Origin of the sequence: Streptomyces sp. NPDC059443, assembly GCF_042750105.1 — a bacterium.
In the GTDB taxonomy this organism is placed as follows: domain Bacteria; phylum Actinomycetota; class Actinomycetes; order Streptomycetales; family Streptomycetaceae; genus Streptomyces.
In genome coordinates this window covers 119,475-133,497 of sequence record NZ_JBHYVM010000023.1, presented here as the reverse complement: position 1 = coordinate 133,497, position 14,023 = coordinate 119,475, and the positions used below count along the sequence as shown (strand labels likewise).

13 protein-coding genes are annotated in these 14,023 nt (G+C 71.4%); 7 read left to right on the top strand and 6 right to left on the bottom strand.

The genetic code is table 11. The annotated features are described in order from the left end of the window. The first annotated feature begins 470 nt into the window (after window positions 1–470). A complete protein-coding gene (groES, locus tag ACFXDJ_RS22625) occupies window positions 471–779 on the top strand; it encodes a co-chaperone GroES (protein ID WP_008739621.1) in 309 nt (102 codons plus the stop codon). A 137-nt stretch (window positions 780–916) separates the two neighbouring features. Then, window positions 917–2,545, top strand: a complete 1,629-nt coding sequence (gene groL / locus ACFXDJ_RS22620) for a chaperonin GroEL (RefSeq protein ID WP_384660367.1) — start codon at window positions 917–919, stop codon at window positions 2,543–2,545. 97 nt (window positions 2,546–2,642) lie between these two features. Here the strand turns inward: groL and ACFXDJ_RS22615 are convergent, their stop codons facing one another. The 3 genes from ACFXDJ_RS22615 to ACFXDJ_RS22605 all read right to left on the bottom strand — a co-directional run bounded on the left by ACFXDJ_RS22615 (window position 2,643) and on the right by ACFXDJ_RS22605 (window position 4,911). Beyond that, window positions 2,643–3,344 (bottom strand): ester cyclase, encoded by a 702-nt coding sequence (locus ACFXDJ_RS22615; protein WP_384660364.1) that lies wholly within the window; start codon window positions 3,342–3,344, stop codon window positions 2,643–2,645. Between the two features lie 88 nt (window positions 3,345–3,432). Beyond that, window positions 3,433–4,206 (bottom strand): SDR family NAD(P)-dependent oxidoreductase, encoded by a 774-nt coding sequence (locus ACFXDJ_RS22610; protein WP_384850083.1) that lies wholly within the window; start codon window positions 4,204–4,206, stop codon window positions 3,433–3,435. A 9-nt stretch (window positions 4,207–4,215) separates the two neighbouring features. Continuing rightward, complete coding sequence (locus ACFXDJ_RS22605) at window positions 4,216–4,911, bottom strand: MOSC domain-containing protein (protein ID WP_384660359.1); 696 nt, start codon at window positions 4,909–4,911, stop codon at window positions 4,216–4,218. 79 nt (window positions 4,912–4,990) lie between these two features. Here ACFXDJ_RS22605 and ACFXDJ_RS22600 point away from each other — a divergent pair, with 79 nt between their 5' ends. Further along, window positions 4,991–5,890 (top strand): LysR family transcriptional regulator, encoded by a 900-nt coding sequence (locus tag ACFXDJ_RS22600; protein ID WP_384660356.1) that lies wholly within the window; start codon window positions 4,991–4,993, stop codon window positions 5,888–5,890. A 79-nt stretch (window positions 5,891–5,969) separates the two neighbouring features. On the opposite strand, the gene ACFXDJ_RS22595 is transcribed toward ACFXDJ_RS22600, so the two are convergent. Beyond that, window positions 5,970–6,308 carry a WhiB family transcriptional regulator gene (locus tag ACFXDJ_RS22595; RefSeq protein ID WP_330298116.1) on the bottom strand — a complete coding sequence of 113 codons (339 nt, stop codon included), beginning with the start codon at window positions 6,306–6,308 and terminating at the stop codon, window positions 5,970–5,972. Window positions 6,309–6,687: 379 nt separating this feature from the next. Here ACFXDJ_RS22595 and ACFXDJ_RS22590 point away from each other — a divergent pair, with 379 nt between their 5' ends. The 4 genes from ACFXDJ_RS22590 (at window position 6,688) to ACFXDJ_RS22575 (ending at window position 11,237) form a co-directional block, all read left to right on the top strand. Further along, entirely contained in the window at window positions 6,688–7,299 is a 612-nt protein-coding gene (locus ACFXDJ_RS22590) for a response regulator transcription factor (RefSeq protein WP_003948568.1), read from the top strand. 329 nt (window positions 7,300–7,628) lie between these two features. After that, window positions 7,629–8,258: a sigma-70 family RNA polymerase sigma factor gene (locus tag ACFXDJ_RS22585; RefSeq protein WP_384660353.1), complete on the top strand. Its 630-nt coding sequence runs from the start codon at window positions 7,629–7,631 to the stop codon at window positions 8,256–8,258. Window positions 8,259–8,448: 190 nt separating this feature from the next. Beyond that, entirely contained in the window at window positions 8,449–9,954 is a 1,506-nt protein-coding gene (gene guaB, locus ACFXDJ_RS22580; protein ID WP_384660350.1) for an IMP dehydrogenase, read from the top strand. Between the two features lie 158 nt (window positions 9,955–10,112). Then, on the top strand, window positions 10,113–11,237 hold the full coding sequence (locus ACFXDJ_RS22575; RefSeq protein WP_384660347.1) for a GuaB3 family IMP dehydrogenase-related protein: 1,125 nt from the start codon (window positions 10,113–10,115) through the stop codon (window positions 11,235–11,237). A 229-nt stretch (window positions 11,238–11,466) separates the two neighbouring features. Here ACFXDJ_RS22575 and ACFXDJ_RS22570 read toward each other — a convergent pair whose 3' ends face one another. Both ACFXDJ_RS22570 and ACFXDJ_RS22565 read right to left on the bottom strand, forming a co-directional pair. Beyond that, the gene (locus tag ACFXDJ_RS22570; protein WP_384850079.1) at window positions 11,467–13,275 is read right to left on the bottom strand and encodes an insulinase family protein; all 1,809 of its coding nucleotides are present in this window, start codon (window positions 13,273–13,275) and stop codon (window positions 11,467–11,469) included. 98 nt (window positions 13,276–13,373) lie between these two features. Then, the gene (locus tag ACFXDJ_RS22565) at window positions 13,374–13,937 is read right to left on the bottom strand and encodes a hypothetical protein (RefSeq protein WP_384850076.1); all 564 of its coding nucleotides are present in this window, start codon (window positions 13,935–13,937) and stop codon (window positions 13,374–13,376) included. Window positions 13,938–14,023 lie beyond the last annotated feature (86 nt).

The following is a 14,023-nucleotide window of genomic DNA, read 5'->3' as shown; positions in this document are numbered from 1 at the left end:
CCTCAAACGCCGGCGGGGCTGGATTCCGCCCGGCGGGGGAGTTTGAGGCGCGGGGCCCGGGGCGCAGCCCACGGGGGCCCGGGGCGCAGCCCCGGCAGTGGGCCGCGCGCGGCCGCCGGGTCCGGGCGAGCCCGGGCCGCCTCATTCCAGCCCCGTCGGCGTTCGAGGCGGGGGGTCTGGGGCGCAGCCCCAGGACGGGGGCCCGGGGCGCAGCCCCCGGGACGGGGCTCGGGGGTAAGCCGAGGGGGTGGGTTCCGGGGCGCCCGCAGGTGGCCCGGGCGGCGAAACCAGCGGCGCGTATTGGCACTCCGCTTGACCGAGTGCTAATCGCCGGAATAGTCTCGCGTCTGGCACTCGCCCCTGGTGAGTGCCAACACAGCGACAGGCAGGTCCGGCTCCCGCGACGACGGATCGACCTGGTCGCCACCTCAGACAGTTAACCCCGGATCTCCGAAGGGGGAGGTCAGATCGTGACGACCACCAGCTCCAAGGTTGCCATCAAGCCGCTCGAGGACCGCATTGTGGTCCAGCCGCTCGACGCCGAGCAGACCACGGCCTCTGGCCTGGTCATCCCGGACACCGCGAAGGAGAAGCCCCAGGAGGGCGTCGTCCTTGCCGTGGGCCCGGGTCGCTTCGAGGACGGCCAGCGTCTCCCGCTGGACGTCACCGTCGGCGACGTCGTCCTGTACTCCAAGTACGGCGGCACCGAAGTGAAGTACAACGGCGAGGAGTACCTCGTCCTCTCGGCCCGCGACGTGCTCGCGATCGTCGAGAAGTAATCACTTCTCCAGTTTTGCTTTGAGCTACGCCCCTGGTCACCCCTGCTGATGCCGGGCGGCGAGGGGCGTAGTTCGTTCTGGGTAAGGCGGTCGCGGTGAGCGGCCGAGGATCGCAACGAGAGGGCTGAACCGCTCCCATGCCGAAGATTCTTAAGTTTGACGAGGACGCCCGTCGCGCCCTTGAGCGCGGCGTCAACAAGCTGGCCGACACGGTCAAGGTGACGATCGGCCCCAAGGGCCGCAACGTCGTCATCGACAAGAAGTTCGGCGCTCCCACCATCACCAACGACGGTGTCACCATCGCCCGCGAGGTCGAGCTGGACGACCCGTACGAGAACCTGGGCGCGCAGCTCGTGAAGGAGGTGGCGACCAAGACCAACGATGTTGCGGGTGACGGCACCACCACCGCCACCGTGCTGGCCCAGGCGCTGGTCCGCGAGGGTCTGCGCAACGTCGCCGCGGGTGCCTCCCCGGCCGCCCTCAAGAAGGGCATCGACCTCGCGGTCAAGGCCGTGTCCGAGGAGCTCCTCGCGACCGCCCGCCCGATCGAGGACAAGTCCGACATCGCCGCCGTGGCCTCGCTCTCCGCGCAGGACGCCCAGATCGGCGAGCTCATCGCCGAGGCGATGGACAAGGTCGGCAAGGACGGTGTCATCACCGTCGAGGAGTCCAACGCCTTCGGCGTGGAGCTCGAGTTCACCGAGGGCATGGCCTTCGACAAGGGCTACCTCTCCCCGTACATGGTCTCCGACCAGGAGCGTATGGAGGCCGTCCTCGACGACCCGTACATCCTGATCAACCAGGGCAAGATCTCCTCCATCCAGGACCTCCTGCCGCTGCTGGAGAAGGTCATCCAGTCCGGTGCCTCCAAGCCGCTGCTGATCATCGCCGAGGACGTCGAGGGCGAGGCGCTCTCCACCCTCGTCGTCAACAAGATCCGTGGCACCTTCAACGCCGTCGCCGTCAAGGCGCCCGGCTTCGGTGACCGTCGCAAGGCGATGCTCCAGGACATGGCCACCCTCACCGGTGCCACCGTCATCGCCGAGGAGGTCGGCCTCAAGCTCGACCAGGCCGGTCTGGACGTACTCGGTTCCGCGCGCCGCGTGACCATCACCAAGGACGGCACCACCATCGTCGACGGTGGCGGCAGCTCCGAGGAAGTCCTCGGCCGCGTCAACCAGATCAAGGCCGAGATCGAGTCCACCGACTCGGACTGGGACCGCGAGAAGCTGCAGGAGCGCCTGGCGAAGCTCGCCGGCGGCGTCTGCGTCATCAAGGTCGGCGCCGCCACCGAGGTGGAGCTCAAGGAGCGCAAGCACCGTCTCGAGGACGCCATCTCGGCGACCCGCGCCGCGGTCGAGGAGGGCATCGTCTCCGGCGGTGGCTCCGCGCTCGTCCACGCCGTCAAGGTCCTGGAGGGCAACCTCGGCCTGACCGGCGACGAGGCCACCGGTGTCGCGGTCGTGCGCCGCGCCGCCGTCGAGCCGCTGCGCTGGATCGCCGAGAACGCGGGCCTGGAGGGCTACGTCATCACGGCGAAGGTTGCCGAGCTCGACAAGGGCCAGGGCTTCAACGCCGCCACCGGCGAGTACGGCGACCTGGTCAAGGCCGGCGTCATCGACCCGGTCAAGGTCACCCGCTCCGCGCTGGAGAACGCCGCTTCCATCGCCTCCCTGCTGCTCACGACCGAGACCCTGGTCGTCGAGAAGCCGGCTGACGACGAGGCCGACGCCGGTCACGGCCACGGTCACGGCCACAGCCACTGACCTCGTCAGAGGTGGGTTGAACAAAGCCCCGGAAAAGCCCCGGTCGCCTTCGGCGGCCGGGGCTTTTCCCGTTCCCTGGGGCATGGGCGACGGGGTGCTACATCCCCATCGTCATCCCCATCTGGCGCATCAGGCCCGGGGCGTCGTAGTACCACCAGTCCTCGGCGATCTGGCCGTTCGAGATGCGACAGGTCGTACAGCCCGACATGCTGACTTCCTTGCCTGTCGGTGCGACCCCCATGAACTCGCCCTTGTGGGTGCCCCTCCAGTCCCAGAGCGTGGTGACGCAGTCCCCTTCGGCGACCTGGCGGGTCATGTCGAAGGTGAAGTCGAAGGCGTCCCGCCACATTCCGACGGTCTTGCGCAGGCCCTCCCGGCCGTTGCCCGTGTCCCCGCTCTGCATCATGTCGTGGGTGACGTAGTCGGCCGCTACGCACTCCTCGATGACGTCGAAGTTGCCCTTGCCCGTGACCTCTTCGAACATCCGGTTCACGACGAGCTTGTTGAGGTACTCGTCGCGGACGACTTCGAGGTTCATGAACTTCGGCATGCCCTCGCACAGGGCCACCATCTCCTGGAACATCCTGTCCGTCTCCGGCAGGTGGGAGTTCCTCATGGCCTCTTCGTACGAGGGGAATTCGACCAGGTCGACGTAGTGGTTCTTGGAGTCGCGGTCCCTGCCGATCATCGTGTGGGTGACCGTGCGCCGACCGCTCGCCTGCTCGGCCCAGCGGTCGATGAGGGCGTTCATCTCGTCGAACCGCGTGGTTTCGTAATCGATTACTTGTACGAATGTCATCGCGTCGCCTCCCATGCTGGATGGACACATCCAGTTTAGGGAGAATCCACCCATATGCCGCGTTTACCGGCAGGTCGCCGCAGCCGGGTCACTGAGGCCCGTACTTACGGCCCGTGCGCGAGGAGACCCCGCCCAGCAGCCCGCGGGGCGTCAGCTTCACCACGCCCATCAGCGCCTTGTACCGGGGGTCCGGGATCGACACGGTCTTGCCCCGCGCCAGGTCGGCCAGGGCCGCGGCCACCAGCTTGTCGGCGTCGAGCCACATCCAGCCGGGGATGTTGTCCGTGCCCATGCCGGCGCGCTCGTGGAACTCGGTCCGCACGAAGCCGGGGCACAGCGCCATCAGTCGTACGCCCGAACCTGTCAGGTCCTTCGCCGCGCCCTGGGTGAACTGCACGACCCAGGCCTTGCTCGCCCCGTAGGTGCCGCGCGGCAGGAAGGCGGCCACCGAAGCCACGTTGATCACGCCGCCGCGTCCGCGCGAGCGCATCGGCTCCGTCGCCGCCGAGGTCAGCCGCAGCACGGCCTCGACGTGGACCTTCAGCATGGTCAGCTCGTCGGCCATGGACACTTCGAGGTAGCGGCCCTTGTTGCCGAAGCCCGCGTTGTTGACCAGCAGGTCCACCGGGTGCTTGCGGTCGCCGAGCCGTTTCTCGACGGTGCCGATGCCCTCCTCGGTGGAGAGGTCGGCGACCAGCACCTCGGCCTCGATGCCGTGCCGGTCGTGCAGTTCGGTGGCCTGCTCGCCGAGCCGTTTCTTGTCCCGGGCCACCAGGACGAGGTTGTGTCCCTGGGCGGCGAGCCGCCGGGCGAAGGCGGCGCCGATGCCCGCCGTGGATCCCGTAATCAACGCAGTCGTCATACGGGCAACCTAGCCGCCCGCGGGGCCGATTCCGGTCCGCGGCCCCTGTTCCCGCGCATGGGCCAGGGCCTTGTCCCGCGCCGAGGGCTCCAGTGCGTCACCCGCCGCCAGGACGCGCGGCAGGAGCGCCCGCTCGGTGGTGAAGGCGCGGAACCAGAACTCCACCGTCACCTCGTGGTCCGGGCGGTACAGCACCTCGATGGAGTCGCCGGGGGAGACCGAGCCCTCCTCGATCACCCGCAGGTACGCGCCCGGCCGGGCCTCCTGGGTGAACCGCTTGACCCAGGACCTCTCGCCGAGCGCCCCCTGGAAGGTCCGGCACGGGATGCGGGCCGAGGCCACTTCCAGGACCAGGCCGGAGCCGACCCGCCAGCGTTCGCCGAGCAGCGCGCCGTTCACGTCGACACCGGAGGTGGTGAAGTTCTCGGCGAAGATCCCGCCGGGCAGCTCGCGGTCGAGCTCGCGCTCCCACCAGTCCAGGTCCTCGCGGGCGTACGCGTACACCGCCTGGTGGTCGCCGCCGTGATGGCGCAGGTCGCAGACGGCGTCCCCCTCGACCCCGCTCGCCGCGACGCCCTTGGGGCCCGGCGCGAAGACCCGTACGGGGCCGGGGGCGGGGAGCTTTCCGTGGCCGGTCAGCCCGCCCTCCGTGTCGGTGTAGTCGACGGCCGTCGCGCGGCCGAGGTTCACGGAGATGAGATGCATGGACTCACGCTAGCCCAAGCGTCTCAAAGCGTCACGAGGTTATTCGCTCCGTCGTCAAAGTAGCCCTTATGCTCGAAGGGTGATCGAGGCACGTCATCTCCGAGTTCTGCGCGCTGTCGCCGGAACCGGGTCCTTCTCCGCCGCCGCCCGCGAGCTCGGCTGCACCCAGCCGGCCGTCTCCCAGCAGATGAAGGCGCTGGAACAGTCCGCGGGCACCCCGCTGCTGATCCGCACCGGGCGCGAAATGCGCCTCACCCAAGCCGGTGAGGCGCTGGTCCGGCATGCCGCCGGCATCCTCGCCGGGCTGACCGCCGCCGAGGAGGAGGTCGCGGCCATCGCCGGACTGCGCGCGGGCCGGGTCCGGCTCGTCTCCTTCCCGAGCGGCAGCTCCACACTGGTGCCCACCGCGCTGGCGGCGATGCGCGCAGCGCACCCGGGTACCCGGATCTCGCTGGTGGAGGCCGAGCCGCCGCGCTCGGTCGAGATGCTGCGCGAGGGCGACTGCGATCTCGCGCTGGCCTTCCGCTACGGCCAGGCCGCGGGATCGGCGGCCGAATGGGAGGACCTCGTGGTCCGGCCGCTGCTGACCGACCGGCTCATCGGACTGGTCCCGGACGGGCACCGGCTGGCGGGCGCCGGGCGGGTGGGCATGGCGGAGCTGGCCGACGAGCCCTGGATCGCGGGCTGTCCGCGCTGCCGCCGCCATCTGGTGGAGGTGTGCGAGGGCGTCGGATTCACCCCGCGCATCGATTTCGCCACCGACGACTATCCGGCCGTGGTCGGCCTGGTCGGGGCCGGGCTCGGGGTCGCGGTGCTGCCGGAGCTCGCGGTGGAGTCCGTACGGGCCAAGGGCGTGAGCACGCTCGTCGTGGAACCGGCCGTCGAGCGGGAGGTCGTGGCGCTGACCCTGCCCGACCTGGCCCGGGTGCCGGCGGTGGCCGCGACCCTGGCCGAGCTGGAGCGTGCCGCGCGGCGCTGAAGGCGGGCCGCCCCGCGGCACGCCTGGGCGTGCCGCGGGGTGGAAGGAAACGTTACTTCGGGCGTTTCGCGTGACCCGCTCAGTGCGGAGCGATCGGCCCGATCGCGGTCGGGATGGCGGTCGTCGCGGGGATCAGACGATGGCGTGCACGGCCCATCAGCTCTTCGCGTTCGTCCTCGGTCAAGCCGCCCCACACCCCGTAGGGCTCGCGGACGGCTAGTGCGTGCGCGGCGCATTCCGAACGCACCGGGCATCGCATGCAGACCTCTTTAGCCGAGGCCTCGCGCGCGCTCCTGGCCGCGCCCCGCTCGCCTTCCGGGTGGAAGAAGAGGGAGCTGTCGACCCCGCGGCAGGCAGCCAGCAGCTGCCAGTCCCAGAGGTCGGCGTTCGGTCCGGGGAGGCGGGAGAAATCTGCCATTGGTAGTCCTCTTGGTGCCGGTACTGAGGCGGATACGGTCCATGTCTCCACACCTACTGTCGTAGTAGATGTAAATATGACTCATTGGGAATCTAGCCTCAGACATGCGCCAAACGGAAGGAAAGCCGCCAAATAGGGCATACCGTCATCTGGAGGACACGCGGCGAGTGGTGCCCGCCTCGTGTTCGCTTCCTCACGTAGAGTGCCGAAGGTGTCCGTCCGACCCGTAACTCTTTCGAGTGACCATCGTTGAGAGTGCGAAGGCGGTTGAACCAAGAAGTTCTCGGACAGGTGTCCGGGAGCATCGACCGCACAGGTGACGATACGTACCAGCCTGGAGGCTCAAGGTGACGCGCATCAGCAGCTGCGGAGGGCGGTCATGACATCCGTCCTCGTCTGCGACGACTCCCCGCTTGCCCGAGAGGCGCTCCGTCGCGCGGTTGCCACCGTGCCCGGCGTCGAGCGTGTGACGACGGCTGCCAACGGCGAGGAAGTCCTCCGCCGCTGGGGTGCCGACCGTTCCGATCTGATTCTGATGGATGTACGGATGCCCGGGCTCGGCGGTGTGGAGACGGTTCGCCGGCTGCTCTCGGCCGACCCCGGCGCCCGCATCATCATGCTGACGGTCGCCGAAGACCTGGACGGCGTGGCCCTCGCGGTCGCCGCCGGGGCCCGGGGCTACCTGCACAAGGACGCCTCGCGCGCCGAACTGCGGGCCACGGTCACCCAGGCCCTCGCCGACCCGACCTGGAGGCTGGCCCCGCGCCGGCTCCGCTCGGCCGAGATGGGCGCCGCGCCCACGCTCACCGCGCGCGAGATCCAGGTGCTGGAGGGCATGAGCCACGGCCGGTCCAACGCGGAGATCGGGCGCGAGCTCTTCCTCTCCGAGGACACGGTCAAGACGCACGCCCGCCGGCTGTTCAAGAAGCTGGGCGCCTCGGACCGGGCGCACGCCGTGGCCCTCGGATTCCGCTGGGGCCTGGTCCGCTGACCGCACGACCGCCGGCCCTCACCGGCCGGCGGCGCCGCGGCCGGGCCGCCCGGCCCGCCCGGGTCGCGAAACTCCCGCCTCCCGTCCCGCCGAACCCTGGTGCGAACCCGGGATTGGCGGGGCACAATCCGAGGGACGCCGCTTCGTGCGCGATGCCGCATGCTTGAGGGTGTGGCGCATCCTTGGAGATGTCGCCTCGGGGACGATTCGGCCGAGCGGGAGGGGAGGGCCAGAGCATGAGTTCCGGTGCATCCACCCCGCATAACGCTTCGGCGCACAACACGGGCCGCAGTGCCGCGAATACTCCGGCGCCAAGGCACCATGGATCGATGCGCGACGACGAGGCCCAGGGATCCCCCGCGGCCACCGGTCCCACCGGGGCCGCCAGAGGCGGCGGTGACGGCACCGTCACCGCGCTCGTGCGCCGTGCGGTCGAGGGTGACGAGCAGGCCACGCACGACCTCCTGGCCTTCGTGCACCCCCTGGCCATCCGCTATTGCCGCACCCGGCTCTCGCGGCTTCCTGGTGACGCTCGTCACTTCGTGGAGGACCTGGCCCAGGAAGTCTGCGTCGCCGTCCTGATGGCCCTGCCGCGCTACCGCGACACCGGCCGTCCCTTCGAGGCCTTCGTCTTCGCCATCGCCGCGCACAAGGTCGCCGATCTGCAGCGGGCCGCCATGCGGCACCCCGGCAGCACGGCCGTGCCCTCCGACGAGATGCCGGAGCGTCCCGACGACTCGCTGGGCCCGGAGGAGCGCGCGCTGCTGAGCAGCGACGCCGCCTGGGCCAAGAAGCTGCTGGCCAACCTTCCGGAGAACCAGCGCGAGCTCCTCGTGCTGCGCGTCGCCGTCGGGCTGACCGCCGAAGAGACCGGGCAGATGCTCGGCATGTCCCCCGGAGCGGTACGAGTGGCCCAGCACCGGGCGCTCAGCCGCCTCCGCGCGCTCGCAGAGCAGTAGACCGGGCAATCGAGCAGTGGGCCGGGCCGCGGAACGATCAGCGCCTTGTCGCCCGGTTCGTCAGTTCTTGCGGCGTATCTTGTCGTAGGAAACGACGAACCTTGGGCTTGACCTTGGTCGTGGAATGAGACGCGTCGGGATCCCGTTAGCATGGACATCCGCGCTGAGCAAGACCATATGGGAAGGTGTCATGACTGTGAACGCCGACGGAGTGCCCGACAAATTCGCCACACTCGGCCTCACGTATGACGACGTGCTGCTGCTGCCCGGCGCCTCGGACATGTCGCCGGACGCGATCGACACCTCCTCCCTGATCTCCCGCAACGTCCGGGTGAACGTCCCGCTGCTCTCCGCCGCCATGGACAAGGTCACCGAGGCCCGGATGGCCATCGCGATGGCCCGCCAGGGCGGCGTCGGCGTCCTGCACCGCAACCTCTCCATCGCCGACCAGGCCAACCAGGTCGACCTGGTCAAGCGCTCCGAGTCCGGCATGGTCACCGACCCGATCACGGTGCACCCGGACGCGACGCTGCGCGAGGCCGACGAGCTCTGCGCGAAGTTCCGCATCTCCGGCGTCCCGGTCACCGACCCGGCCGGCAAGCTGCTCGGCATCGTCACCAACCGCGACATGGCCTTCGAGTCGGACCGCAGCCGCCAGGTGCGCGAGGTCATGACCCCGATGCCGCTGGTCACGGGCAAGGTCGGCATCACCGGCGTGGACGCCATGGAGCTGCTGCGCCGCCACAAGATCGAGAAGCTGCCGCTCGTCGACGAGGCCGGCATCCTCAAGGGCCTCATCACGGTCAAGGACTTCGTCAAGGCCGAGAAGTACCCGAACGCCGCCAAGGACAAGGACGGCCGGCTGCTCGTCGGCGCCGCCGTCGGCGTCGCGGGCGACGCGTACGACCGTGCCCAGGCCCTGATCGAGGCGGGCGCCGACTTCATCGTCGTCGACACCGCCCACGGCCACTCCCGCCTCGTCGGCGACATGGTCTCCAAGATCAAGTCGAACTCGACGGTCGACGTCATCGGCGGCAACATCGCCACCCGCGACGGCGCCCAGGCGCTCATCGACGCCGGCTGCGACGGCATCAAGGTCGGCGTCGGCCCCGGCTCGATCTGCACCACCCGCGTCGTCGCCGGCATCGGCGTCCCGCAGGTCACCGCGATCTACGAAGCCGCGCTCGCCGCCAAGGCGGCCGGTGTCCCGGTCATCGGCGACGGCGGCCTCCAGTACTCCGGCGACATCGCGAAGGCCCTCGTGGCGGGCGCCGACACGGTGATGCTCGGCTCGCTGCTCGCGGGCTGCGAGGAGTCCCCGGGCGAGCTGCTCTTCATCAACGGCAAGCAGTTCAAGTCGTACCGCGGCATGGGCTCGCTCGGCGCGATGCAGTCCCGCGGCGACCGCAAGTCCTTCTCCAAGGACCGCTACTTCCAGGAGGGCGTGGGCGGCGACGACAAGCTCATCCCCGAGGGCATCGAGGGCCAGGTCCCGTACCGCGGCCCGCTCTCCGCGGTCGTGCACCAGCTCGTCGGCGGCCTGCGCCAGTCGATGTTCTACGTCGGCGGCCGCACGGTTCCCGAGCTCCAGGACCGCGGCCGCTTCGTCCGCATCACGTCGGCGGGGCTCAAGGAGAGCCACCCGCACGACATCCAGATGACGGTCGAGGCACCGAACTACTCCCGCAAGGGCTGATCGGAGCAGTACCGGAGGGGCGGGCCCGCACGGGTCCGCCCCTCCGGCGTGCCCGGCCCAACGAGGTGCCGCAGTCGTCCGTACAGCGGTCACCGGAACGCGAGCCCCCGGGGTTCGGGGATACTGGACGGGCAGACCCAGAGGAAAGGCCACCACACGTGACTGAGATCGAGATCGGGCGCGGCAAGCGCGGCCGCCGGGCGTACGCGTTCGATGACATCGCCATCGTCCCCAGCCGCCGGACCCGGGACCCGAAGGAGGTCTCGATCGCCTGGCAGATCGACGCCTACCGCTTCGAGCTCCCGTTCCTGGCCGCTCCCATGGACTCGGTCGTCTCCCCGCAGACCGCCATCCGCATCGGCGAGCTCGGCGGCCTCGGCGTGCTGAACCTCGAAGGCCTGTGGACCCGGTACGAGGACCCGCAGCCGCTGCTCGACGAGATCGCGGAGCTGGACGAGGCGTCCGCCACCCGCCGTCTCCAGGAGATCTACTCCGCTCCCATCCAGGCGGACCTGATCCGGCAGCGGATCAAGGAGGTGCGCGACTCGGGCGTCGTCACCGCCGCCGCGCTCTCCCCGCAGCGCACGGCCGAGTTCTCCAAGGCCGTCGTCGACGCGGGCGTGGACATCTTCGTGATCCGCGGCACCACCGTGTCGGCGGAGCACGTCTCCGGCGCCGCCGAGCCGCTGAACCTCAAGCAGTTCATCTACGAGCTCGACGTCCCGGTCATCGTGGGCGGCTGCGCCACCTACACCGCGGCCCTGCACCTGATGCGCACCGGCGCGGCCGGTGTCCTGGTCGGCTTCGGCGGCGGCGCCGCGCACACCACGCGCAACGTGCTCGGCATCCAGGTCCCGATGGCCACCGCCGTCGCGGACGTGGCCGCGGCCCGCCGCGACTACATGGACGAGTCCGGCGGCCGCTACGTGCACGTCATCGCCGACGGCGGCGTGGGCTGGTCCGGCGACATCCCGAAGGCCGTCGCCTGTGGCGCCGACGCCGTGATGATGGGCTCCCCGCTGGCCCGTGCCACCGACGCGCCCGGCAAGGGCAACCACTGGGGCATGGAGGCCGTCCACGAGGACGTGCCGCGCGGCAAGAAGGTCGACCTCGGTACGGTCGGCACCACCGAGGAGATCCTCACCGGCCCGTCGCACACCCCGGACGGCTCGATGAACCTCTTCGGCGCGCTGCGCCGCTCGATGGCCACCACCGGCTACAGCGAGCTCAAGGAGTTCCAGCGGGTCGAGGTCACGATCGCGGACTCGCAGCACAGCCGCTGACCGTTCTCACGCACGCACGCCGGAGGGGGGGGGGGGCCCCCCCGGGGGGGGGGCCCCCCCCGCCCCCGCGCGGGGGGGGGGGGGGGCGGGGGGGGGGGGGGGGGGGGGGGGGGGGGGGGCGCCGGCCGGGCCCCCCCGCGGCCCGCCCGCCGCCCGCCCCCCGCGGGCCCCCCGGCCGGCGGCCGCCCGCCGCCGCCGGCCCCCCCCCCCCCCCCCCGCCGCGTCGCGGTCAGTTCTTGCCCTTCAGGCGGCGGTTGAGGCAGATGGTCCAGGGGATCAGGGAGATGCCCGCGACGATCAGCCACTTGAAGAGGAACCGGGCGTTGTCCGGGGCGATCTTCGAGTGTGCGTCGCCCATGGTGATGGCGAGGAGGAGCACCGAGGCGCCGGTGACGATCCCGGGGACGCCGAGCACCCACAGGAGGACGGTGAACCACGTGTCGGGTCGGGGCGGGGGCTGCGGGGCGGGGGTCCGCGGGGCGCCGGGGCGCGGGGTGCGGGGCGGCATCGCGAGGACCGCGGAGGGCGGGACGGCCGCGTCGAGCGGGGCCAGGTCGGCCGGGGCGATCCCGAACCTGGACGGGTCGATAGTGAGGGTGAACCCGTCGTGGCCGACCAGGTGGCGGCCTCCGTCCGGGTAGACCTGCATCAGCGAGCACTCGGCGTAGCGGACGGTGATCCGGCTCCGCGCCGTGGTCAGCGTGACCCCGTCGTCGGCGACGGTGAGGGTCGCGCCGGTCTCCGCCACGGCCGGGTACGCCCGCCCGGAGACGGCCTCCTCGGATCCGGTGGGCGCGGACGCCAGCCCCGCCCCGTCGTCCAGGCTCCCGCGGGGCGCCCGGACCAGGGCGCCGGCCCACAGGGCCCGCGCGGCCTCGTGCAGGGCGGCTACGGTGACCGCCTCGATCTCGGCCCGCTCCTCGGCGAGGGTGCGGTGGCGGCGGCGCAGCAGCAGGTCCATGGCCCGAGCGGGGAGCCGGGCCGCGGCGAGCCCGGGGGTGTCGAGCCGCGCGAGCGCGGATGCCCGTACGGCCTCCAGGGCGGAGGGCTCGATCCTGGTGTCCCGCAGCTTCGCGAGGGCGTCCACGAAGGCGCCGGCCATCGCGTCCTGGTGCTGCGGGAGCCCTTCGGCACGGGCGACGACGGTCGCGGAGTCGGCGTCGCGCGGGGAGTAGCCGGCCGTCACGGCGTAGGCGTACCCGTTCTCCTGACGCAGTTCCCGCAGCAGCTCCCTGCCGAGGACCTCCGTGAACAGGCGCGCGGCGGTGGAGCGCGGCAGTACGGAGGTCAGCACCACGGAGCCGTCGTCGCCGCCGAAGCGGGCGGGCAGGGCGGGCAGGGCCGAGGCGGCGGCGGGCACGGGGCGGAGGTCACCGGCGGGGAGGGTGAGGTCGAGGCCTTCGAGGCCTTCGAGGCCTTCGAGGCCTTCAGGGCCTTCGGGGACGGAGCCGGCGGTGATCCACAGGACGGCGTTCCCGGCCGTGAACCGGGTACGGGCCCAGTCGCGCACCTGCTCGCCGGTGAGGTGCGGGAGCCCGGTCGCGGCGTAGCCGGTGAGGCCGAAGCCGCGGGAACCGTAGCGCCACTGGGCGGAGCGGCCGGCGGGGCCGGGGGCCCGCTCGGCCGCCTCGGCGCGCAGGATCTCCTTCACGGTCTCCAGCCGCTGCGTCCGCAGGTCGCGCAGAGAGGCGCAGATGCCGTTCAGGTGGGCCACGACTTCGGCGGGGGTGCCGGTGATCTGGAAGCGGGTGAAGGTGGAGGCGGGCACGGGGGCGCCGTCGTCGGGCGGGTCGCCCGGCCCGAGGCGGTCCAGGGCGAGGCGCTCGACGAGGCGGGTGATGCCGCTGGTGGCGAGGGTCTCGTCGGCGCGGCCGACACGGAAGATCAGCCCGGCGGTGAGGGGGCCGGGGCGGGGGGCGAGGACGGTGCGGATGCCGTTCACCGTGGTGGTGACGGTGCCGTGCGCGTCCGCGCTCGTATCGGTGGCGGACCCGGACCCGGACCCGGACTCGTACTCGGGGCGCGTTTCGGTGGTCATCGTGACGTCCCTCAGCCCTTGGCCAGGGCGATCTCGCGGTGGCGGGCCGGCCCGGTGTTACGGGCTCGGCCGCCGGGGCGGGGGAGCGGCGGACTGCCTCAGTCGTTGAGCTTCCTGACGAGGCTGAACGCGACGACGCCGCTGACGGCGAGGAAGGCGTAGTCGACGATTTCGGCGCCTTGCTGCCAGGCGTCGTTGATGCCGCTGACGCCCAGGGTGTCGATGACGTCGCCCAGGCCGGTGTGGGCCGACTTGGCGACGAAGAGCGCGACGAAGAACAGCTGGCCGAGGTAGACGGAGCCGAGCGAGAACACGGCGGCGACCACGGGCAGGACAGGGTTGCGGCCACCGACCTTGGCGGCGGCGAAGCCGACGATCAGGCCGACGCCGACCGCGGCGTAGCTGAACTGCCGTTCCAGGGCGTTCATGATGCCGCCGTACGCCGCGGCGGCGGCCAGGGCGGCGACGAGCGCGGCGACGATGCCGAGGGCCACGTTGCCGGTGCGGGCCGGGGCCGGGGCCGGGGCCGGGGCCGGGGCCAGGAACGAGGCGCCGCTCTGGGCCGGGAAGCCGGCCGCGACCGGGGGCGCCGGTACGGCGTCGGGCGCGGGTGCGGGCGCGGGCGTCGCGGCGTCGGGCGCGGGCGGCTGGATCTGGCTCATGGAGAAATCCCCCCCAGGGATTTTCGGGCGCACGGGAAAATCGCATGTCTGTGCACGGGACGTATGCGCGAGATAAGTCGCCGCAG